Here is a 20,999-nt window from a genome sequence, read left to right on the forward strand (position 1 = left end):
CATTGAACCTGCAGATGTCCATGCTCCATATAAAAGGCCTTCGTCGAACGGTTCAGATAATCGTCTTCGCTAAGCGAAAGAATGTAAGCTTTATAAGCCTCAAAATTCTGCCTGAAAGTCGAAGCCAGGTGCTCGGGATCTTCCACCCCGGACAGGCTGTTTTCAATGCTTCCCACTTCACCCTCAGACTTCTCCTGCATGATCGCAAGATCCGAAGCAGGAATAAGTACAAAGTGATGTACTAACTCCAGCAGCGAGCGGAAATTGTCCTGCGGGCGAAATTCCCAATCCTCTGGACGTATTTTACGGATCAAGGCTTCCCCCGTCCGTACTCCGGTCTCCAGCTCATTCAGCAAATGATCTCGAACTTGCAGCGTTCCACTCATATTCTCATCTCTCCTTTGCCATTCTTCTTCATATTTTGAGTATAGCGGAAGCCTTCGAACGTGTATTGTAAAAATCGGACAGCTTTCGGAAATCCTTGGCCGCAGTAAGCGGGGAATCGCCATAAAACCTGCGAAAATCGCGGATTAAATGCGCCTGGTCGAAAAAGCTGTGCTCCAACGCAAGCTCCGTCCAATCCAGAGGGTCACCGCTTTGAATACTACGCAGAACGCTCTGGAAGCGGACGACTTCACTGAACTTTTTGGGGCTGATCCCGATCCATTGCCTGAACTTCCGGTTGATCTGTCTTTCACTGATCGCTTCGCGCTCTGCTAGCTCTTTAACACTCATACTCCCACTACCTACAAAAATACGATGCAGCAAATTTTTCATCAGATCACAATCGTTCGTCCCTTGGCGCAGCAAAAGCTGGTTTAGATACTCATCCATGATGCGCACCCGTTCATTAAAATCCTGTGCCTCCAGAATACGCTCACCTATGAACGCGATGCTTTCGGGCCAGATATCTTCCAAGCGGAAGTGTCCACCTGTAAACAGATGAGTTGGCATGCCGTGAAAATAATGTGCCCCACCGGGAAAAAATCGCACCGCAAAAATGCGTGTCTCGGACCCTGCTTGTCTGGCAGATACAAACGGATGCGTAAATGTCCCACAGTACGAGAGTTCCTGACGCTTACTCACCGGGTCATATTCAAATAGAATATCCGTACAGCCGTCAGGTAATACCCGCTCCATGGTTTCTTCCTGCGGCAAGCTTAACAAAGCGGTGTCTTCGCACGAAGCTGCTAGATTCTCTGCTACCACCCTATTGGCAGAACCAGACTCCCAATAGCAAGCGACATAAGCTCTCAGCGCAGCAGACGGCTTTTGTTCGATATAATACGTGGAGAGATCACATCCATTGACCTGAATCGGACGAAACAGTGAATGCAGCAAAGGGTCCATCCATCATTCACTCCTGTCTCAGCACGTGTTGGAAATTAGTAAAGCTCTATGTATGAGGATTTTGCAAAATCCTTGTATACAAAAAGGACGTTTCTGCCCGAAACGCCCGTGCTTGTTTTTTAGACGACTAAAAATTCCGCTTTCTGCTCACATTCCTTGCACTTCACTGGAGGGTCCCAATCCGAAAATTTCGTTTCCTTGAGATCGACGACATCCGGTGCATCCTCGTATTCATCGACGAACATATCAATTGCCAGTTCCACATGCTCTTTACATACCACGTACATCCCAGTTGCATCCCTTTCCGTATGAAGCTCTTCCAGTTGTTTGGTGTCTGTTACAAACACCTTCTTTTGTTCTACCACACTTAACGCGGAAAGAAAAGGGCTTGATTCCTATCCCTGACGCTTGGTTTTAAAAATGAGAAAATGACTGACGTTCAGGTCCTCGTGGAAATCGGGATATCGCTCCAGCATCTCTGCGGACGGCTTCGGTTCGATCATTGCCTCTAGCAGCAAACCCGCTCCAGTAATAGCCTGTACGTAGCTGCCCAGCGTGCGGTGGAAGTACAGAAGCTTTTCCTCCTGATCATAAGGCATATCTTGCTCCAATGCGCCTTCGCTGAAATAGCGGTTTACTTTCCAGTACAGCTTTTTCCCTGTCTCATCCTTCACCCATCCACTCTGCGGTGTCTGAAAGCACGGATGCAAAATAGAGAAAATAAAGCGGCCCCCTGGCACCAGCAACCGCCGCATTTCCGCAATCGCCTGCTCATAACCCTCCAAGTCCTGTATGACCATATTGGATACGACCAGGTCAAAGCTCTGATCCCCGAACATCTCCAGCTTCTCCAGATTACCGTGATGATACGTAATCCCCCAGTCTGACGGTGTCCGCTTTCTTGCAAGCTCCAGCATTTCCAGCGAATAATCGACACCTTCCACCAGCGCACCCGCCTTGACCATTTTACGGCTCAGATAACCTTCACCACACCCGGCATCCAGCACTTTTTTACCCGCGAGGGTGCCCATGCATTCTTGTAATGCAGGATTCAACAGCACTTCGCGAGAGCGATCCCCTTCTTCAGTGTATCTTGCGGTAAAATTCTCTGCATGCATATTCCAGCGCCGAATGGCTTCTTCCGTGTCCCACTTGTTTATATTCATCTCCTTCTTTCTCCTGTATTTACTAATTCAATGCTGCTCTGCTTTCTGCGTAGGGCCATAGATTTTACACTCATTCTTACATTTTGGCAATTACAATGTTTATATTCATAAAATAACGAATTATCACATGATTTTTCCACTAATTATATAGGTGTTCTATTATGGAATAGTATGGTATTATCTCATTGGAAAGCGCTTTCAAAAATAACTTTGTAAAGGGGCCTACCTGTAATGTTCAAACGAAGACCCGTTTCATTGCTGTCGTTGACGCTTGCCATCACCCTCTTATTATCCACATTCGCGTCCGTTGCCGTCGCTGCCGAATCTAACGGACAAGCATCGCAAGCTGCCGCCACAAGCAGTATGCAATCGTATGTCGAAGCCATGCAGCCCGGATGGAATTTAGGAAATTCTCTGGATGCTGTCGGGGCAGATGAGACTGCCTGGGGCAACCCGCGCATTACTCAGGCACTGATCCAGCAAATTGCTGCCCAAGGATACAAAAGCATTCGTATTCCCGTCACCTGGGATAAACACATAGGAGCAGCACCGAATTATACCGTTGACGCTGCCTATATGAACCGTGTAGAAGAAGTCGTCCGCTGGGCACTGGATGCCAATCTGTACGTCATGCTCAATGTCCATCATGATTCATGGTCATGGGTAAGCAGTATGGAGCCCAAGCATGATGAAGTGCTGGCTCGTTATAACGCATTATGGACACAAATTGCCAATCGCTTTAAAGATCAGCCGAACAAGCTGATGTTCGAGAGCATTAACGAACCCCGTTTCTCCGAAGGAGGAACGACGAATGAAGCGAAAATGAACCAGATGCTCCAAGAACTAAATGTTTCCTTCCACAAAATCGTCCGCGCCTCTGGCGGTAATAATGCAGCCCGCCCACTTGTTCTGCCCGGCTTGGATACTTCACCTGCCCAGAATAAAATCAACGAGCTGTACAACACAATAACCAAGCTGAGCGATCCCAACCTGATTGCAACCATTCACTATTACGGCTATTGGCCTTTCAGTGTGAATATTGCCGGATATACTACATTTGAGAAAGATACTAAAAACGATGTTATCCAAACCTTTGATAATGCCTATAACACATTTGTGGCTAAAGGAATTCCGGTCATTGTAGGCGAATATGGTCTGCTCGGCTTCGATAAAAACACAGGCGTTATCGAACAGGGCGAAAAGCTGAAATTCTTTGAGTTTTTGACCTATTATATGAAAGAGAAAAAATTAACAGGCATCCTCTGGGATAATGGCCAGCATTTTAACCGCACAACATACAAGTGGTCCGATCCTGAGCTCTTTAATGTCATGAAATCCAGCTTAAAAGGGCGTTCCTCCAATGCAGTCCGTGACCTCATTCACTTGAAGAAAGGCACTTCCGTTCAGGATGCCACGGTCACTTTAAACCTGAATGGCAATCAGTTGAGCACACTAAGCGCCAACAACAAGCAACTGAAACAGGGCACCGAGTACACACTGAGCGGAGATACATTAACCTTGAAGGCCAGCTTGCTCACCAGCCTAACCACCTCCGGTAAATATGGTGAGAATGCGGTGATTAACGCCAAGTTCAACAAGGGGGCAGACTGGAATTTCAAAGTAATCGTGTACGATACGCCAAAATTAAGTGCTACCGAGGGTACTACGCAAACCTTTACCATTCCAACAGACTTCCGTGGCAGCCAGCTCGCCACAATGGAAGCTGTTTATACCAATGGGGGCAATGCCGGCCCGCAGGACTGGACACCCTATAAGGAATTTGGCAACACCTTTGCCCCTGCGTATGATACGAATGGCATCAAGCTGCTGCCTGAATTTTTTAACAGTGTGAAGGATGGTGAAGTCACACTGAAGTTCCATTTCTGGAGCGGCGATGTGGTAACCTACAAAATTACCAAGAGCGGAACCCGCGTGACAGGAACGGCATCCTAACCTTAGACGCAACAGACAACTGAAAAAGGCGTTCTCTGGAAATGATCTGGAGAACGCCTTTTTATCGTTATACCTATAAATTAAACCTTAGCCTTCCGGCTTATCCGTTAATTTCAACGTCACGGATTCTTCCTTGCCTGCCCGGTAAAAGGTAACCTTCAGCTCGTCGCCAATCTTCTTGTTATCGTACAAGTAGCGACGCAAATCAAGCGTCGAGTTGATCGGTTCACTATCGAAAGCAATAATGACATCGTTCAGCTTCATGCCTGCCTCCTGGGCAGGGCCGTGCGCCTCCAGAACAACCGCCCCGTCCTTTACGGTGTCAGGCAACTTGAGTTCCTTGCGCTGTGTTTCATCCAGCGGAGCATACTCATTATTGAGGTCAACCGTGTATACCCCCAGATAAGGACGGGTAATCTTGCCATCCTCGACCAGTTCATTCACCGTCTTCATGACCTCATTGGCCGGAATCGCGAAGCCGAGCCCTTCCACACCGGTATCGGCAATTTTCATCGTATTGATGCCTATCACACGTCCGTCCAGATCGACCAGCGCACCGCCGCTGTTTCCTTCATTAATCGCTGCATCGGTCTGGATAACATGCTGTTCCCAGTCATATACGCCGTCCTGATTAATGGAAATGGGAATAATCCGATTCGTATAACTTACAATGCCGGAAGTGAGCGTATCGCCCAAGCCGAGCGGATTACCAATGGCAATCACGGTCTCGCCCAGACGAAGCTTACTGGAATCACCGATATCCGCTATCGTGCTAATGCCCTTATCGTCTACCGCCAGCACTGCGATATCGCTAATGCGATCCTTACCGATCAGCTTCGCCTCTTTTTTGATACCATCCACAGTTACAATCTCCAGATCATCCGAGCCTTCGATCACATGATTGTTAGTCATAATGAAGGCTTTGCCGGAAGCTATTCGGAAAATAACACCCGATCCAAGCGCCGACGGCTCCGTGCTATGTCCGTCTTCCCCTTTCAGGTTCACAATGCTGACGACAGCCGGACGCACCTTGGCTGCCGCCTGCACAATCCGGTCATACGGGTCACCCGCCGCTTGGCGCATGGGATAATGACTTGCTCCGGTTACTGCTGTAGTGGAGGGCAGACCTGTAATAAAGCTGAACAGCAGCACCGCAACCACCGCACTGACTGCACCGCTAATGACAGCAGCTTGCACCGGACTCACGCTCCGGTTCCTGTGTGGCCAACGTTTCTGTCCTCCGCGACGTGCCTTGAATGCCTTTTTTTTGGCCGCACGCGTGGATACCCTCGTTGAATAAAAATCGTCATCAAACAAGCCCATGTTCATCCTCTCCCCTTCGTTGTCATGCACCGACACTCACTAAAAAATTAGGGCTATTCGGGCTTGCGCCAACCTATGCTACAGAGACTCGCTCCGTTTGAACGCCAAAATGGATTGAATATCCCCCATGACCGAAACAACAGATCATTTCAGCCTACTTACTAATCACCACAAATGGGGCCTCCCTAAGCACCTGATCTCATAAACCAGCATACACGCCACAATCCACTCCGAATAGAGGAAAAAGGAGGAATGATTTCCAAATCAATTGACTACAATAGTAACAAGTCTTCTATTCTATTACAAAATGATCGTCCCATAGAGACGTTCTGGCCTGTTCCCTTTCGCTTGTAACAGCTTATGCTTCCGATACGAGCCTTTTTTCAGAAAGCTTTCAGTTGTTAGCTTTATTGTATCACAGCACCCGGCAAAACCAAGCTGATCACACGCCATTTTTCAAATATTTTAACAGGAGGAATATATGATGAATCAACATCGCTCAGCTATGGATGAAGTTCGTATGGCTGCCAAGCTTGCGGATCTGAAAGACGAGCATTACCGCAACACCCTGGCGTTAAGTACACTCATTGAGCTACTGGTGGACAAAGGCATTGTGACCCGCGAAGAGGTAGAACGCAAAGCCGCCGAGCTGGACAGCTTTATGGCTCACTTACCTTATCCCACGGTGTAGGACGATCATAATACGTATCGCACAATCGGAACTCACTGTCCTTGTAAAAGCAGCCACGGTCTTCCATCGCCCCGCGCACGGTCAGCTTTGCCAGCTCCATCATATTGTGGTCGCGGCTCAAATGTGCCAAATACGTTCGCTTCGTCCGTCCTGTCAGCAGCTCGCTCAGAATCGCACCCGCCATCTCATTGGATAAGTGACCGATATCACTGAGAATACGGCGCTTGATGTTCCACGGATAACGCCCCATGCGCAGCATTTCCACATCATGATTAGACTCCAGCACCAATACATCTGCGTCTGAAATCGCCTGCTTCACCTTGTCGCTGACATAGCCGAGATCGGTGGCTACACTGAGCTTCTCTGCCCCATCGTAAAAGCTATACCCTACTGGCTCTGCCGCATCATGAGATATACCAAAAGACTCTACACGCAACGATTCAAATTCGCGTGTTGCGCCTGTCTCCAATATTCTGCGGTTATCGTCCGCGATCTGCCCGACAGCATTGCTGATGGCAAACCACGTCTTCTCATTCGCATACACAGGTAAATTATATTTACGCGCCATGGCGCCTAGTCCTTTCACATGATCGGAATGCTCATGTGTGACCAAAATACCATCCAACTCTTCTCCGCTCAGATCGCGTTCCTTCAGCAATTCATCAATACGCTTCGCGCTGAGACCTGCGTCGATGAGTAATGTCGTGTCTTCGTTCCGGACAACGGTGGCGTTGCCGGTCGAACCGCTCGACAGCACGGTAAATGAAATCCCCATATCTGTTCAAGACCCTTCTGTTTGTTCTGTCTTTGGACTAATGACATCTCCGTTCATCTGCACGTAATACACGCCTTGCCCGTTATCCAGCATAAACCGCCATACAGGCGCAGCCACCTGGCTATCCGAGTTAAAGGTCTGTCCGTAATAACCCAGCCGGATATCCTTCACAATCGCATCACGCGGCAAATAACTGTCAATCAACCGTGCCAGCGCCTTGGATGCGGGCAGCATTTTCTTCGCTTCATCCGAGGGCTGGAGATCAACCTGAATTTTGCGATATCCGATAATTTTCTGATTACTGTAAAACAGGGCCAGCTTCACATTAAATAAAGGCCACTTTCCCTGTACCAACGGGTGTAGCACAAAAGCATCTGCCTGTCCAGATGCAACCTCCTCCTGAACATCCAGCGGATCATACTGGTAGTTGTCGATGTCCCTGATTTGCGGCTGCAATGCCTCAACCAGCGCATCGTGGGTGAATACCAGCTTGCTGTCTACAGGCTCCGGCAGACTCACACGCCCATCCTTTTCCCCGCCATGAACATATGTGTAAGACAGCTTCGGCAACTGGGGAGTATCCCCGGGAATGGGAGCCAACACCTGAATGCTCTTCTCTTCCATTGAACGCTGCGTATTTTCATCCAGCGAAGTAAAATCCAGATTCGGCCCTGCCGTTTCCTGCGCATCATTCCACAACTGGCGCCCCAGTACTACATTGAGCAGCAAAAACGTACAGATCAGTACGTTTTTGGCGCGACTCCAATCCATTCCCGTTCCCCCTTTCTGTCATAACCCTGTCCATGCTTTATCCCTTTGCTGGTGCTATGCTGTGTGAGTAGCACGAAATCTGAATCCGTCACTCCTTTACCGCCTGAGATTGCTGCGTTTGCGCTGTACTCGACGTTGTCGCTGTTACGGCCACAGCGTGAATCTCTGCCACAGAACCGTCGCCCAACGTAACACGCCACTCGGGAACGAGCTTTAACCCATCATTGATCAGCTCTGGCTGATATACAGGGGTCAGATCTCTAATCGTTCTCCCTTTAGCTACAGCTTCGAGCTGCTTCTTCAAGGTTTCGCCACCCGGAAGCATAACCTTCTTCGAGGATTGCTCGCCGCCCTTGAGATACAACAGCGAACGATCATAGACGGATGCCGTTTCCTGCTGGATTTCCAACAAAATCGTGCCAAACCGGAAGGATGGCGTATCCAGTACCGGATAAGATCCGTAATACTGCTGGAATTGCACATTGGTACGGCTCTCGTCGCTGCTTCTCATTTTCAACTGATACGAAGCATCCCAACCGCCATGCTGATTCACAAAATCAACCGCCGCCAGTACATCCCTCACCGAACTGCTTCCGCCCGCCCCCGGTGCACTCGGATCGGTATAGCTCATCCAACGCTGCTCCTGCTTAATTTGCAGACTGCGCTTGCTGTCCGTGTAAATTTGGGAACCGTCCTTCTCCTGAATATTACGCGTAATCCCCGGATCGAAAAACAAATTCCGCTGCATCTGCTCTGTCGTGAACAACCCGGCATATACCACGGGCTGCACCGTCTCCAGGTTATCTGCCGGAATGTAATACTGATTATCCACCAGCTCGTACAACGGGGCATTTTTACCGAAATTCACATGCTGCCGGATATCCTCCATCGTCATATCAAACTGATTCGCCTCATACACTACATCGCCTCTGGCACTGAAAAAGAGGGCGTGCGGCTTGGCATTTTTCTCATCTATATAGATCCAGATACGATTAATCGTCTCTCCCTGAAACACAGAATCCGGCGTCAGACGCATAACTCGCTCCAGTAATGAAACCGGGACACCGCCTGAAAAGGATAATTCCATGCCCTCATTCTCGCTGCGAATCCGCGCCCAATCTGCCGACTGGATACTCCGACGTTGAAAGCTGTTAAAGCTCCGGCTCTCCAGCCGTGTAAAAATCAAATCGTAGAAAGCAACGCCCGGATAAAAAACGGTATGCTTGTTTTGCCCTTGGTGAATTAGCATTTTATCAGGAAACACGAGCTTTTCAATCTTTTTCTCCTGTCCCATACTCTCGGTTTTGACATAGTTCGTCTCCGAGGTAAGTACAGAATCACTGCCTGGAAGACGGTAAATCAGAAAATAACTCTGTACAAGGCTGGAAGCAACCAGCAAAATAAGCGCCCATGACTTCAAACGTTCCCTCACTGTGCTTCCCTCCCTTCACCCAACATGGGGAGCGTAAAGGTCGTGCAGGTCCCTTGACCATATTCTGACTCCAGAAAAATCTGGCCTCCATGCGCCTTTACAATTTCCCGGGCAATCGACAGCCCTAGACCCGTACCGCCCATATTGCGCGATCTGGCCTTGTCCACACGGTAAAACCGTTCAAAAATTCGTTCCAAATCCTTTTTGGGAATCCCTATCCCGGTATCCTGTACCGAAATAGACAGCATTCCCTCACTATTGCGGCGAGCTTCAATCCGAATACTTCCACCCTCCGGTGTATATTTCAAAGCATTGGACATCAAATTGTCCAACACCTGCTCAATTTGATCCCGGTCAATCACGACCTTGCCGATCCCCTGCTCCACGAACATTCCAGACCGGATATGCTTTTGCTTCATTTGAAAAGAAAACCGATCCGCGACTTCGTCCAGCATTTCCATTACATCCGCAGGCTGCATCCGCAAGGGCGCTTCATTGGAATCCAGCCGCGACAGATGCAGCAAATCCGTGACTAACCGGATCATACGCTCCGTCTCGTTGCGGATCACACCTACGAAACGCTCCGCGAGCTGCGGTTCACCCATTGCCCCGTCATCCAGCGCTTCGGCATAGCTGCGGATCGTCGTCAACGGAGTGCGCAGCTCATGCGATACATTCGCTACGAACTCCCGGCGTGTCGTCTCCATCTCCTCCTGCTCCGTCACGTCCTGAAGCACGGCAATCGTCCCCGTAATGCCAAATTCCCGCCGATGAATCGGCGTGAACGTCACGCGGATGACGATCGGCTCGTCCTGACCCGCAGGCTCCAGTTGCAGCAGCGTGGAGGCCGAAGAGCCGCTATACAGGGCCTCGGTTTCCTCCGGATCGATCCCCAGCAGCACCGCGATATGTCTACCGGTCATTTCGTTCTCGTTCACGCCCAGCATGGCGCTGGCCCGGCGGTTAACCAGAATGACCCGGCCATGATCATCTGTAGCGACCACACCGTCGCTCATATTGGTCAAGATGGAGGAGAGCTTCTCCTTCTCCTCTTCATTTTGCGACAGCGCCTCACGCAAGCGGCCTGTCATATAGTTAAAGGCCACGCTGAGCCTGCCAATCTCATCATCACCAAACACAGGCATCTGCTGATCGAATTTGCCCTCGGCAACCTCTGTCGCATGACGCGTCATCACCTTGATCGGATGCGTAATCGTATGCGCCAGCACCACGCCCAGCACAGCTGTCAACGCCAGCGCAATCAGCATGCCTGAAAGAAACACATTGTTAATGCGTTTCATCGTATCGTACAGCTCCGTCATCGAGGCGGCGATATACACCGCACCGACAATTTTGCCCTGGCTGATGACTGGCTTGGCGACGACCTTCTTGCGGATATTATCCTCGTCCACCATGTATTCCTCATTGTCACGGATACCCTGGAGTGCACGGCTGACCACCGTCTGCGTATTTTTGCGTCCGACATAATCGGCGTGTGAGCCTTGAGAAGTAATCAGCACCTTGCCGCTGGCATCCAATACCTGAATTTCTGCGCCGCTAAAATCAAACAGATTATTCACACGTGCGCGCAGACTTTCCACGCTGTCTTCCTCCATTTTACCGTCACTGCCGTTCAGATCCTGCTCTGCCAGCACGGACAGCATTTCCGCCCGCGCCTGCAAGTCCTGTGTAAAGTTGCTCGTCAAAGAGTTCTTCATGGAGCTGACAAAATAGACCCCGATCAGCTGCATCGCCACTAAAATCAACAGCACATAAATAATGATCAGCTTCGCATGAATCGTACGAAAGAAAGACAGCCATCTCATGCCCGCAGGCCACCTTTGCCCCCGCTAATAATGTATCCGAGTCCACGGCGCGTCAGGATCGTCTCCGGCTTGCTCGGGTTTTCCTCAATCTTCTCGCGCAGCCGCCGGATCGTCACATCCACCGTCCGCACATCCCCATAGTATTCGAAGCCCCACACCGCCTGGAGCAAATGCTCCCTTGTCATGACCTTTCCGGCATTTTTAGCCATATAATACAGAAGCTCATACTCCCGATGCGTCAGATCGAGCGGTGTACCGTTTTTGTAAGCTGTATACATATCCGTATCAAAAAAGAGGTCCGCCACGCGCAGCCCCTGCTTCTCTTCCTGCGAGCGGCTTTCCGGCGTGCCTGCCCCGCCGCGCTGCTGTCTGCGCATCTGTGCCTTCACCCGCGCCAGCAATTCCCGTGTGCTGAACGGCTTTGTCACATAATCATCTGCGCCCAGCTCCAACCCCAGCACCTTGTCGATTTCCCCGTCCTTGGCGGTCAGCATAATAATCGGCGTCTGGAGCTGATGCCCGCGCACCTCGCGGCACACATCCATGCCGTCCATCCCCGGCAGCATCAGGTCCAGCAAGATCAGGTCAGGCTGCTGCTTGACTGCGATATCCACCGCGCTGATTCCATCGAAGGCGCAAATCACCTGATAGCCCTCTTTTTCCAAATTAAATTTCAAAATATCAGCGATAGGCTGTTCATCATCCACCACCAGAATCGTTCCCTGCATACAGCGCTCACCTCTTCCTACGGATCATGTTATATATTAACTTTCGTTTGTCAGTGTCCATAAGCTGCTTATTCTATTCTACCATACCCACACGCCATTCCATTACTTGTCCAGCCCCTTTTTCTTGCACAAAAAAAGCCATGCCTGCACCTACTGTTAAGCATGCAGAAAAACATGGCCTTCCCCGTATCCTCATGAATCATCATCCAGCGTTATAAACGATCCATCTATCTTAAATACGTCATTGGATTGCGTGGCGTATTGTCTTTACGAATTTCAAAATGCAGATGTGTTCCTGTCGAGCGTCCTGTGTTCCCCATAACTCCGATCGACTCGCCTTGCTGAACCACCTGTCCCACATGAACGCCAATGCTGCTCAAATGCCCGTATACTGTCTGGTAGCCATTACCATGGTCAATCATAATGACATTGCCGTAGCCATTCTGCTGACCTGCAAATGTAACTACACCTTCATCCGATGCGTGGATGTCAGGACTGCCGACCAAATCGACACCCTCATGCATACGTCCCCAGCGTGCGCCAAAGCTGCTCGACATCGCTGCGCCGGACACCGGCCAAGCGAACTCTCCCGATCCTTCGCCTACGACCTTTGTTCCTTTCAACACCACCTCGGAAACAGACGGCTGCAACACCTTTTGACCGAGCCATTCCTCTCGCACGACCTCGCCGTTCTCCTTGGTCAGACGGTAATCCATTTCCTTCAAGCCTGCTTGTCCCGGTCTGACAACCTTGGTGACTCCTGCTTTCAGTTCGTCACTTTGGCGAACCTCAATCTCAGGCTCAATAGCAATCTGCTCAACGACCTTCTCCACTGTTTGCACCGTAACCGGAGCCTTTGGAGCGGTAAGCTTCAATTCATCTCCGATTTGCAGATACAGCTCACGCGATCCGGGGTTGTTCTGCTTAATCTCCCAAGCGGTCATATTAAATTTATTCGCAATCGACGACAAGGAATCGCCCTCCTGTACCGTATACGTTACAGGTGCCTCACGCGCCTCGGTCAGCGCTTTAACCGCTTCTGCCTCGGTTAGCACCTTGTTCGGGTCTGCTTTTACAGGCTCATATGCAATTTTCTCACGAATAGTGGCAGACTCCAGCCATGCTTTAGAGGCTTTGCTACTGGCATTTGCATGACTGCTGCCCACGGATGTTTTGCGAACCAGTCCCTTGATGCCTGTAGCCGTGCCCTCACCCTCAGGTGTGTATTTCTTCTGCACTTGCTTCAAAGCAGCCTGTGCAGTCGCTTTATCCTTTACAATACCGACCGTCTGGCCGTTGACCTTCACTTCTACGCCTTTGGCATACGCGGTCAGCATGCCATCCAGCTTCTTCAGTGTTGCTCCGCTGTCGATATCCACTTTATACGCCTTTTCAATACCTGTCGTTACTGCGCTCGTATTGAGCACCATGTCCACACCGGGATACTTGTCCTTATATTGCTTGCTCTTCGTTGCATACAGTTGATTTAACTGTTGCTCATTGAGGATGCTTCCGACCTCCACGCCCTTTACATACACTTTATAATAAGGAACCGTATTCGCCCCGACATATTGATTTCCAGCAAAAATAAGACCGCCTGCAATCACCACACCGCCCGCAGTCCAACTCAACCACTTTCTCCGCCCGCTCAACCACATTGCTATTTTTCCTGCTGCTCCAGCAGGCTTGTCTTCAGCGCTTGAATCTTCATTCCTGCTGTCTGATGAATGCTTTCCCTTCAAAACCTCCATGATTCTCTCCTTTTCAGCATATCTTATCTCTATATAAATGCGTTCGTTATTGGTTTTTCCCGCTATGAATCCAGCCTGTATTTACAAGTATCTATGATATTAGTCGCTATCTAGCATTGCATAGTTGCGTAAAAGGTTTCAAAATTTTAACCTTTTCACGACACTGTCTTACTTTAACATAGCTTTTACAAAGAATTCAACTCCACCCCAATTCCTTCCTGACACGCAAAAAAATCCGCGCCCGGCGCGGATTCCAATGTCCTGTTGTGAGCATGAGCATTACCCATAGTCGAATCGTTACTATTTAAGCATACCCATCAGCTTGTTATACTCTTCTTTCGTTAGATACTTCGCAAGCACCTGCTGGATATCCTGCAGCTCCTGCTCGGTCAGGCCGCCTTCCATCGCGGCAGATATTTTTTGCATTTCCTCCGGTGGCAATTTATTCATCAGTATCGCAAAAATCTCCTGCTTCTGCCCGGCGGGTAAGCTGTTCTTTTTTTTCGTCAAATGGTCAGGCGTAATGACCAGGTCATGACCTTCAATACTCGTTTCAGGTGTAGCTGCACCTTCTGCCTGTTGCCGTGACACGCCGCCCGTTGCACCAGCCGACGAAGAACCACCCTCCTGCGGGGTTTTCCCATTCGTTGCCCCACTGGTTCCCGTGCCTCTCCCACTCTCATCTAAGCCCTGTCCCATAACGGATAAAGCATCATCAGGCGGTGTTACACTTTCCGAACTACCGCCCGTAGCTTTGTTTTTTCCTGTATCAGTACTTTTATCGGTGCCAGAGCTTCCGTTCAACCAGCCCAGCCCCCATATCGGCTGATGATCCAACTGAATGTTAAACTGCCGCAGCAGCGTTTGAACATAGGCATTCACAACCACGCCTGTTACCGCCAGTGTTAAAGCGCTGACCAGCACCACCGTCATTCCTTTCTTAAGCAGCCATCCAAGCCACCTCATATCCCATTCCCTCCTTATACGCATCTTGCCATGTGTACATCATGAAGTGCATATAGATCAGTATTGACGAGATATGACGATTTTTAACCCTTGGAATATGTAAAACTAGCACGATTGGATAGTAGATGTAATTCTTACATGAATCAGCGTGTACGGCGCACCCAGAAATGGAAAATGTCGCTGCGGACATAATCCAGCGAATACAACACCTGTCTGTTCAGCTCATCATAATGAAGCTGCTTGAGCAGTAACACGGTAGCCTGCGGCTGCTTCAACAGACGCGTCATATGGGCATCGTCATGATTCGGGACAGTAAGCTCCGAATACGCGCCAACAATTCGTACCCCGGCTTTAAGTTCCAGGCTTTGGAAAAGCGAACCTGAAAAAGACCCGCCGTCCAAAATCGAACCTGCTAATGTCTCCGGCATCCAATTGATAGAATGTGCTACCGCTTCTCCATCGGCTGTGCGAGTCCGCTCCAGAACGATCATAGGCTCATTCTCGGAAAACCTCATTCGTTCGGCAATATCAGGGGGACATACCGTCATCCTCTTGATAGATTCCAACTGCTCATCCTCCCTCAACCCTGCCGAACGGATCATGTCCCCGATGCTGTACAGGCGGTCCAGCGAGCTTGGAATGCTCGGCAGCGGGCAAGTAGCGAACGTACCACTCCCGTGCTTCACCAGCAGCTTGCCCTCCGATTCCAGTTGACGAATAGCTCCCCGTAGTGTCGTACGCGAGACACGGAAGGATTGGGAAAGTGCAGCTTCCGAAGGCAGCCGATCTCCAGGGCCAATCTGGTTAGCCTCTATATATTCTTCTATAAGCTGCTTAATGTTCTCCTGTTTTGTTGACACCGTCCGAAGCCCAGCCTTTCTATTGTATTAAGCCATATAAATCGGATTCGTAAAAGCAATCATCATCACACAGTCCTCCATGCAGCCATAAAGCTCGGCCCGTAACCAGCCTTTTCCTGCGGGATCTTGTAATGATAGCGTATATTCACCTGATTGAGCAGGGATCTGAGTCTCAGAGCATACTCCATGACTACTTGTCAGCAAAAGGCGAAGGTTCTGAGGCTCAAGGGTGTAATGGGCTGCTCTCGTTTCCACATCCAATTGAACCGTCACAGACAGTGAATCCTCCACAGACAGCTCTACACATTCGCCGATGTGATATCGCTTATCACTGCCCTTAACCTGTGCCGACATCGTCAGTAACGGTCCCATCGTAACCGACACCGAACCGAGGCGGATCGCCTCCACTGCCCGGTTAACTAAGCTCTCCTGTTCTTCTGCTTCACCATGAACACCCAGATACGTGACAGCCGGAAGCGCATCATCCGGTTTGGATACATGCCAGTCCCGACCACTTACCGCCGTGATGCGATACCCCTGATTCAATAAATCCGTCCACATGGCAAACGCCCGCTGGCTATCCCGCTTAATAGACGGCATAAGTGTTGACCAGACCTCAATATAATCGACCTCATGCCAGTCCTGAATGGTGTATTCCCAAAAGCACCCCGTACAGATCGGACTTCCGATCCTGAATGGATGGGCAAGTCCTGCAATGCCTCCCTGCTCATGCACTTGCCGGATTCCCTCATGAATGTCATCCGGCCCCAGCACTCGCCAGTCAATAAACCGGTCTACCCCCAGCGTCAGCATATGCCCGTAAAAAGTCGTCCACTCCATCCCTGAAATGATCGGGACACCGAACTGCTGCTCGACCCGGTCCTGATCTACAAGTGCCGACTGCGTGTTGTGATCCGTCATAGCGATGCATTCCAGCCCGAGGTCCGCTGCGCTTTGGGCAAGCTCCTCCAGCGTTTGCTTTCCGTCGCTGTGAAGCGTATGGGTGTGAAGCTCAGACGGAATCCATTTAAGCATATATGGCTTCCTCCCCCAATACGTGAATTTGGTAAACAAGCGTCTCGGTCACAACGGCATGCAGACTGACGGTAATCCGCCACATGCCCGCCGGATTATCTCCTGCTAGGAATCCCGGCGAAGCCGCAGGCGAACCGAGCCAATGCTCCTGCTGCATCTCGGGACGGTGTGCATTTCCCCGGTGGCGGAGAGGGTCATCGACAGACAGCGTCAATAAATTTTGCAGTGGCATATACTTCTTCCACAGATCTGATGAATGTCCCGGTTCGTCGTATCCGTATTTGCTGATGCTTTCCTCAATAATCTCTCGCGCTTGCTCCTGATCCTCCAATAACTTGGGGGTGTAAGAGAAGTGAATACGGATCGTGTCAGTCGGCTGCGGGATGTGAAAAGAGTACGTAATATGGCTCTGGGTACAGGTTCTATCGACCGTTCCTTCCACATACAGGAGCCTGCTCATGACTCCCCATCCTTGCTTGTCGGGTCATCCACAGCACGGTTCTCCGTACGATTTAAAGCACGTTTGACATTATAGTCGCCATCACCCGCCCCGTCTTTGTCTGCTGCCCATAAAATACCCGCTGGATGATGCCGCGTTAGCTCAATCACCCGGTCCGTACGAATACCAGGAAACTTCGGCAGGTTTTCCTCGTTTAGCGTAAAAGCATACAGTCCAGCCACTTCCATGCTGTCTGCACCGCCTTCCAGCAATACAGCTCTGATTTCAGCTATATCCTCAAGCACAGCTTCTCCAGATAACTTGACCGTGGTAGAAAAATGCGACTCTGCACCCTCATAAGCAGCCCTGAAATCACCCAGTCGCAGATCATGATAGCACGATGAATACCACTGCTCCGAGCCATGAAGGCGAAGCTCTATATCCACACAGGCATCTTCCTCGCGTCGGTTAAAGCCCGGTTTGGACACTGGAGACGATTCACTGCTGGAATCCCTTAAGGGGCGTTTTGAAGTCTGGATAAATACATAGCTGCGCTGGTGGGCAAGCATAATGGAAGACGCATTTGATGGCATTTCCAGCTCCTGCTGACGCTCCATCTCCCACCCGGTGACCTGATAGGCAAAAGGAAAACGGCTCATGACCGCCTCACGCGGCTCTTCCTCTGGCTTCCATTGGAAAGCAGGCGGCAGCATAAAACGATAGTCCGAAGAAATGTCATCCTTAAAGTTTCCATTCGTCGTTGCGGATTGGAGAACAGGATGCCCGCCCAGATCATAGTTGCCATTAAACGCAGTCGTAATATGATGTGCCCCCTGGAAAAAAGCATTCAGAACGTTGCCCCCGGCATCCAGCTCGACGCGGTACATCCATTCGATATCGGTGGTTCTTCCCCATTTGCTCATAAGCAGCGGTGCAGGCGTTCCTTCATCCTCATGGCTGAACATCATCTGGTATTCAATGATCGTTTTCCCCTCATTCTCTTCCATGGAGTAGAACAGAACAAGCGGTGTATCTGTAAAACGATTCTCATAGGGATGCGCCAGATTACGTCCGTATAAAAGCGGGGTGTGGCGATAAATCAGTGATCTTGGAGAAGAATCAGCCACGCAGCGCAGTTCAACCCCATCGATCCATGCTCTGGATACAAGCGGAGCCGACTCCAGCTCACGAAATTCGGCATAGACCTCATAATCGCCTTCTTTTAGATACCCCAACAAACGGGTGTACACCCCCTGACTGCTGCCATAATACAAAATAACATCCTGATTATAGGCTTCGTTCAGGTAGAGGCGTACGAAGGCGGATTCCCGATCTGTCGCAGCCCAGTCACTGTCTGATCTGGCGAGCAGATCAAGCTCCGCGAACCCGTCTTCGGGCATGGAAAACGTGAACCGGAATCCGTTCCCCGGACTAAGCTCAACCTCCGCTTTGTGTAAGGCAATCCGATACCCGCAATCCAGTAGGTCCTTTTCCCACACTCGCCCACTAAACCCCGTAATCTGAACCTCTGCTTGGCTGTTCATCCCTGTAACCTCCTCAGTGTATAGCGGCCTTCTAGCTCGCCTCGGCATCCTTCACCATAGTCCGAATATAAAAGTAGCCCATAAAAGAACACAGTAAAAACATAAACACTGCCATTGCGCTGGCTGTATGCGTCTCCTGATAGCTGGAAAATACCTGCTGCATCGCCACACCCAGCACCTGCGGCGAGTTGGCGCCAATCAGGAACGGAGCTGTGAAGCTGCCCATAATCCCCATAAAGATGAAGGTCACCGCAACCCACATCGTTTTGTAGGAAAGGGGTAAAATAAAGCGCCCAAACAGTTGCAGCGTGCTGGCTCCCGCGTCTCTGGCACTTTCCACAACAGCGTTCGGAATGCTGGCCAGCGCCGAACTTAGCAACATCGTTGCGAACGGAATGTTAAACCACAGATTAGCCAGCACCAGACCTTTGTAGTCGTAAATAATCCTCGGAATGGTTTCAATACCCAGCGGCAACAAAAGGCGTGCAGCCCAGCCATGATTGCCGTACATCGTAATGATCGCATATGTTGCAATTACGCCGGGAACGAACATCGGGACAAAATACAATCGCCCGATCCATTTGACGACAAAACCTTTTCCAAATCGCAAATAAATCGCCAAAGCGTAGCTGATGACCAATGTGAGGGCCGTCGAAACCAGCGTGACATTGATCGTATATATAATATTTTTCCGCATCGCAGGCTCTGTGAACAGGCGTATATAGTTCGCCAGCCCGTAGCCTGTTCCATGCTGATCAATCAGACTTTCCTTTACGGCATAGAGAATCGGAATTATGACGACAACCAGCAAAATGAGAAAAGACGGGATGACTAGGGCAAGCCCCAGCATCCCCCTTTTGGACGATGAACTCATGATTAACCGCCCGCTACTTCACTCTGCCAGCGTTTGTAGATTTCCTGCTGGAGCTCGCCGCTGTTAAAGCTGCGGTATCCAGAAGATACACTGTTGAATTTTTCTTGCAATTCACTTGGCATCAGACTCCACTTAATCCCCGGATAGCCGTACATTTTGTTAATAACAACCGTTTGCGCTTCTGGCGTCAGCACATAATTCAGGAATTCTTGTGTTGCTTCTTTTTTGGAGGAAAGCGAAGGAACCATCAGATAAGACGGACCGCCTGTAAATGCAGGGTCGATCTGTGTCAGCTTCACCGTGTCTGGAAGCAGACCCTTAGCCAGTTGTTCGAGCGCCATATCGGACCAGGCCGGAACCATGTCCACCTCTCCACTTGCCAAAATATCAAGCGTGCCTTGGTTCTTTTTCGGATAAACTCCCTTTTGGTACATCGAAGGACCCAGTTCCTTGAGCAGCGAGAAGCCTTGATCCCATTTCTTCATATTGGCCGGATCATCACTGTTCATCGCTTCTGGAGGAAGGAAGTTATAGATAACCGTGTTCACAAACGAGCTACCCGATCCACCCGTGGACGGGTCGTTATAAGCAAATTTGCCCGGGTGCTGACGAATCCACGTATACAGCTCATCCGCTGTTTTCGGTGTCGCTACTTTTGCACTGTTGTAGGCGAGAACAACCGAAGATGCCCGATATGGAATGGCCTGATTGTTGACTTGTTTGAGATACGTTTCATCGACATTCGCCAGGTTCGGAACCTTGGTAGTGTCCACCGTTTCCCACAGCTTTTCGCCTACCCCTTTAGTGATGTCATCCAGACTGCCTTCGTACAGGTCGATATCTGTATCGGTTTGACCGCTTTTCTTAGCTGCAATCAGACGATCCAGCGTAGATGCGCCCCCGGTTCCCGCTGGCAAATACACCAGCTTGACCTTAACGTGATCATTTTTAGCTTCAAAGTCCTTGATTAACGTTTCCCACAGCTCTTTGACGTTCAAGGAACCGCCAGTGTACAAGGAGATTTCTGTCGTTCCCGTAGCGGCTCCCGCTTTCGTATCCTTGGCTTCCCCTGTAGCTGTAGCGGCATTACCGCCGTTTCCACAGCCAGCCAACAACGATAAACTAAGCACCCCAGCCAAAATCAGACCCATCTTCTTTTTCCCAAACACGTTGTTGCCTCCTTTAGATAGTTGCACAAGTTCGCAGCATCACCAGATGATGCGTTCATGATGGACATTGATGCGATGTAGAGGTTGATCGTGAATCTTCACTGTGCTGCCGGAAAAGTAACCATTTTACTGAAGCTGAATCTGATCTGCTCTCCACTGCGCAGCTCGGCTGCCCGTTCACGCGGCACAAACATTTTCAGATGATCGGTACCGCTATCCAGCGAAACCTCCGCATAATGCCCGAGAATCATCACTTGTCTGATCGTTCCGGCTAGAGAGCCGTTTTCTTCGGTCGTCAGAACAATATCCTCTGGCCTTACACCGACCATAGATTCACCTGTATATT

General features: G+C 50.1%; 21 protein-coding genes. 2 read left to right on the forward strand and 19 right to left on the reverse strand.

Annotated elements, in window-relative coordinates:
* The 4 genes from C1I60_RS06190 to C1I60_RS06205 form a co-directional block, all read right to left on the reverse strand.
* Positions 1-386: DinB family protein (locus C1I60_RS06190; protein ID WP_137061022.1), on the reverse strand; the 386-nt coding region annotated here is incomplete at its 3' end.
* Between the two features lie 28 nt (positions 387-414).
* The gene (locus tag C1I60_RS06195; RefSeq protein WP_137060940.1) at positions 415-1,350 is read right to left on the reverse strand and encodes a helix-turn-helix domain-containing protein; all 936 of its coding nucleotides are present in this window, start codon (positions 1,348-1,350) and stop codon (positions 415-417) included.
* Between the two features lie 119 nt (positions 1,351-1,469).
* Positions 1,470-1,637 carry a CxxH/CxxC protein gene (locus C1I60_RS06200; protein WP_081750721.1) on the reverse strand — a complete coding sequence of 56 codons (168 nt, stop codon included), beginning with the start codon at positions 1,635-1,637 and terminating at the stop codon, positions 1,470-1,472.
* A 108-nt stretch (positions 1,638-1,745) separates the two neighbouring features.
* Entirely contained in the window at positions 1,746-2,516 is a 771-nt protein-coding gene (locus tag C1I60_RS06205; RefSeq protein WP_170970750.1) for a class I SAM-dependent methyltransferase, read from the reverse strand.
* Positions 2,517-2,747: 231 nt separating this feature from the next.
* Between C1I60_RS06205 and C1I60_RS06210 the strand changes: the two genes are divergently transcribed.
* Entirely contained in the window at positions 2,748-4,469 is a 1,722-nt protein-coding gene (locus tag C1I60_RS06210) for a cellulase family glycosylhydrolase (RefSeq protein WP_137060941.1), read from the forward strand.
* An 87-nt stretch (positions 4,470-4,556) separates the two neighbouring features.
* Here the strand turns inward: C1I60_RS06210 and C1I60_RS06215 are convergent, their stop codons facing one another.
* Positions 4,557-5,792 carry a S1C family serine protease gene (locus C1I60_RS06215; RefSeq protein WP_137060942.1) on the reverse strand — a complete coding sequence of 412 codons (1,236 nt, stop codon included), beginning with the start codon at positions 5,790-5,792 and terminating at the stop codon, positions 4,557-4,559.
* A 484-nt stretch (positions 5,793-6,276) separates the two neighbouring features.
* Between C1I60_RS06215 and C1I60_RS06220 the strand changes: the two genes are divergently transcribed.
* Positions 6,277-6,483 carry a hypothetical protein gene (locus C1I60_RS06220; protein WP_014278958.1) on the forward strand — a complete coding sequence of 69 codons (207 nt, stop codon included), beginning with the start codon at positions 6,277-6,279 and terminating at the stop codon, positions 6,481-6,483.
* Here the strand turns inward: C1I60_RS06220 and C1I60_RS06225 are convergent.
* The 14 genes from C1I60_RS06225 to C1I60_RS25330 form a co-directional block, all read right to left on the reverse strand.
* On the reverse strand, positions 6,452-7,258 hold the full coding sequence (locus C1I60_RS06225; RefSeq protein WP_014278959.1) for an MBL fold metallo-hydrolase: 807 nt from the start codon (positions 7,256-7,258) through the stop codon (positions 6,452-6,454). The genes C1I60_RS06220 and C1I60_RS06225 overlap by 32 nt on opposite strands.
* 6 nt (positions 7,259-7,264) lie before the next feature.
* On the reverse strand, positions 7,265-8,029 hold the full coding sequence (gene yycI / locus C1I60_RS06230) for a two-component system regulatory protein YycI (protein ID WP_137060943.1): 765 nt from the start codon (positions 8,027-8,029) through the stop codon (positions 7,265-7,267).
* Between the two features lie 88 nt (positions 8,030-8,117).
* Complete coding sequence (locus tag C1I60_RS06235; RefSeq protein WP_137060944.1) at positions 8,118-9,461, reverse strand: YycH family regulatory protein; 1,344 nt, start codon at positions 9,459-9,461, stop codon at positions 8,118-8,120.
* On the reverse strand, positions 9,458-11,287 hold the full coding sequence (gene walK, locus C1I60_RS06240; protein ID WP_137060945.1) for a cell wall metabolism sensor histidine kinase WalK: 1,830 nt from the start codon (positions 11,285-11,287) through the stop codon (positions 9,458-9,460). Before walK ends, C1I60_RS06235 begins: the two co-directional genes overlap by 4 nt.
* Positions 11,284-12,015, reverse strand: coding sequence for a response regulator YycF (gene yycF / locus C1I60_RS06245; protein ID WP_137060946.1), 732 nt, complete (start codon positions 12,013-12,015; stop codon positions 11,284-11,286). The genes walK and yycF overlap by 4 nt, the downstream gene beginning before the upstream one ends.
* A gap of 227 nt (positions 12,016-12,242) precedes the next feature.
* Positions 12,243-13,766, reverse strand: a complete 1,524-nt coding sequence (locus C1I60_RS06250) for a M23 family metallopeptidase (protein WP_137060947.1) — start codon at positions 13,764-13,766, stop codon at positions 12,243-12,245.
* A 300-nt stretch (positions 13,767-14,066) separates the two neighbouring features.
* Positions 14,067-14,732, reverse strand: coding sequence for a hypothetical protein (locus C1I60_RS06255; RefSeq protein WP_137060948.1), 666 nt, complete (start codon positions 14,730-14,732; stop codon positions 14,067-14,069).
* A gap of 143 nt (positions 14,733-14,875) precedes the next feature.
* Positions 14,876-15,592, reverse strand: coding sequence for a GntR family transcriptional regulator (locus tag C1I60_RS06260; RefSeq protein WP_137060949.1), 717 nt, complete (start codon positions 15,590-15,592; stop codon positions 14,876-14,878).
* Between the two features lie 27 nt (positions 15,593-15,619).
* Positions 15,620-16,627 carry a CehA/McbA family metallohydrolase gene (locus tag C1I60_RS06265; RefSeq protein WP_137060950.1) on the reverse strand — a complete coding sequence of 336 codons (1,008 nt, stop codon included), beginning with the start codon at positions 16,625-16,627 and terminating at the stop codon, positions 15,620-15,622.
* Positions 16,620-17,087, reverse strand: a complete 468-nt coding sequence (locus C1I60_RS06270) for a hypothetical protein (RefSeq protein WP_137060951.1) — start codon at positions 17,085-17,087, stop codon at positions 16,620-16,622. Before C1I60_RS06270 ends, C1I60_RS06265 begins: the two co-directional genes overlap by 8 nt.
* Positions 17,084-18,610, reverse strand: coding sequence for a hypothetical protein (locus tag C1I60_RS06275; protein WP_137060952.1), 1,527 nt, complete (start codon positions 18,608-18,610; stop codon positions 17,084-17,086). Before C1I60_RS06275 ends, C1I60_RS06270 begins: the two co-directional genes overlap by 4 nt.
* Before the next feature lie 31 nt (positions 18,611-18,641).
* On the reverse strand, positions 18,642-19,484 hold the full coding sequence (locus C1I60_RS06280; RefSeq protein WP_137060953.1) for an ABC transporter permease: 843 nt from the start codon (positions 19,482-19,484) through the stop codon (positions 18,642-18,644).
* 2 nt (positions 19,485-19,486) lie between these two features.
* Positions 19,487-20,653: an extracellular solute-binding protein gene (locus C1I60_RS06285; protein WP_137060954.1), complete on the reverse strand. Its 1,167-nt coding sequence runs from the start codon at positions 20,651-20,653 to the stop codon at positions 19,487-19,489.
* Positions 20,654-20,751: 98 nt separating this feature from the next.
* Positions 20,752-20,999, reverse strand: a 248-nt coding sequence (locus C1I60_RS25330) for a TOBE domain-containing protein (protein ID WP_252361598.1), incomplete at its 5' end; no start/stop codon positions are given.

Source organism: Paenibacillus terrae (assembly GCF_005217525.1).
In the GTDB taxonomy this organism is placed as follows: domain Bacteria; phylum Bacillota; class Bacilli; order Paenibacillales; family Paenibacillaceae; genus Paenibacillus; species Paenibacillus terrae_C.

What these genes read in the sequence shown, in the direction of transcription:
- C1I60_RS06195 (WP_137060940.1), bottom strand. Translation starts at nt 1,350, where the DNA reads ATGGACCCTTTGCTGCATTCACTGTTTCGTCCGATTCAGGTCAATGGA.
- C1I60_RS06200 (WP_081750721.1), bottom strand. Translation starts at nt 1,637, where the DNA reads ATGTACGTGGTATGTAAAGAGCATGTGGAACTGGCAATTGATATGTTC.
- C1I60_RS06205 (WP_170970750.1), bottom strand. Translation starts at nt 2,516, where the DNA reads ATGAATATAAACAAGTGGGACACGGAAGAAGCCATTCGGCGCTGGAAT.
- C1I60_RS06210 (WP_137060941.1), top strand. Translation starts at nt 2,748, where the DNA reads ATGTTCAAACGAAGACCCGTTTCATTGCTGTCGTTGACGCTTGCCATC.
- C1I60_RS06215 (WP_137060942.1), bottom strand. Translation starts at nt 5,792, where the DNA reads ATGGGCTTGTTTGATGACGATTTTTATTCAACGAGGGTATCCACGCGT.
- C1I60_RS06220 (WP_014278958.1), top strand. Translation starts at nt 6,277, where the DNA reads ATGAATCAACATCGCTCAGCTATGGATGAAGTTCGTATGGCTGCCAAG.
- C1I60_RS06225 (WP_014278959.1), bottom strand. Translation starts at nt 7,258, where the DNA reads ATGGGGATTTCATTTACCGTGCTGTCGAGCGGTTCGACCGGCAACGCC.
- yycI (WP_137060943.1), bottom strand. Translation starts at nt 8,029, where the DNA reads ATGGATTGGAGTCGCGCCAAAAACGTACTGATCTGTACGTTTTTGCTG.
- walK (WP_137060945.1), bottom strand. Translation starts at nt 11,287, where the DNA reads ATGAGATGGCTGTCTTTCTTTCGTACGATTCATGCGAAGCTGATCATT.
- yycF (WP_137060946.1), bottom strand. Translation starts at nt 12,015, where the DNA reads ATGCAGGGAACGATTCTGGTGGTGGATGATGAACAGCCTATCGCTGAT.
- C1I60_RS06250 (WP_137060947.1), bottom strand. Translation starts at nt 13,766, where the DNA reads ATGGAGGTTTTGAAGGGAAAGCATTCATCAGACAGCAGGAATGAAGAT.
- C1I60_RS06255 (WP_137060948.1), bottom strand. Translation starts at nt 14,732, where the DNA reads ATGAGGTGGCTTGGATGGCTGCTTAAGAAAGGAATGACGGTGGTGCTG.
- C1I60_RS06265 (WP_137060950.1), bottom strand. Translation starts at nt 16,627, where the DNA reads ATGCTTAAATGGATTCCGTCTGAGCTTCACACCCATACGCTTCACAGC.
- C1I60_RS06270 (WP_137060951.1), bottom strand. Translation starts at nt 17,087, where the DNA reads ATGAGCAGGCTCCTGTATGTGGAAGGAACGGTCGATAGAACCTGTACC.
- C1I60_RS06275 (WP_137060952.1), bottom strand. Translation starts at nt 18,610, where the DNA reads ATGAACAGCCAAGCAGAGGTTCAGATTACGGGGTTTAGTGGGCGAGTG.
- C1I60_RS06280 (WP_137060953.1), bottom strand. Translation starts at nt 19,484, where the DNA reads ATGAGTTCATCGTCCAAAAGGGGGATGCTGGGGCTTGCCCTAGTCATC.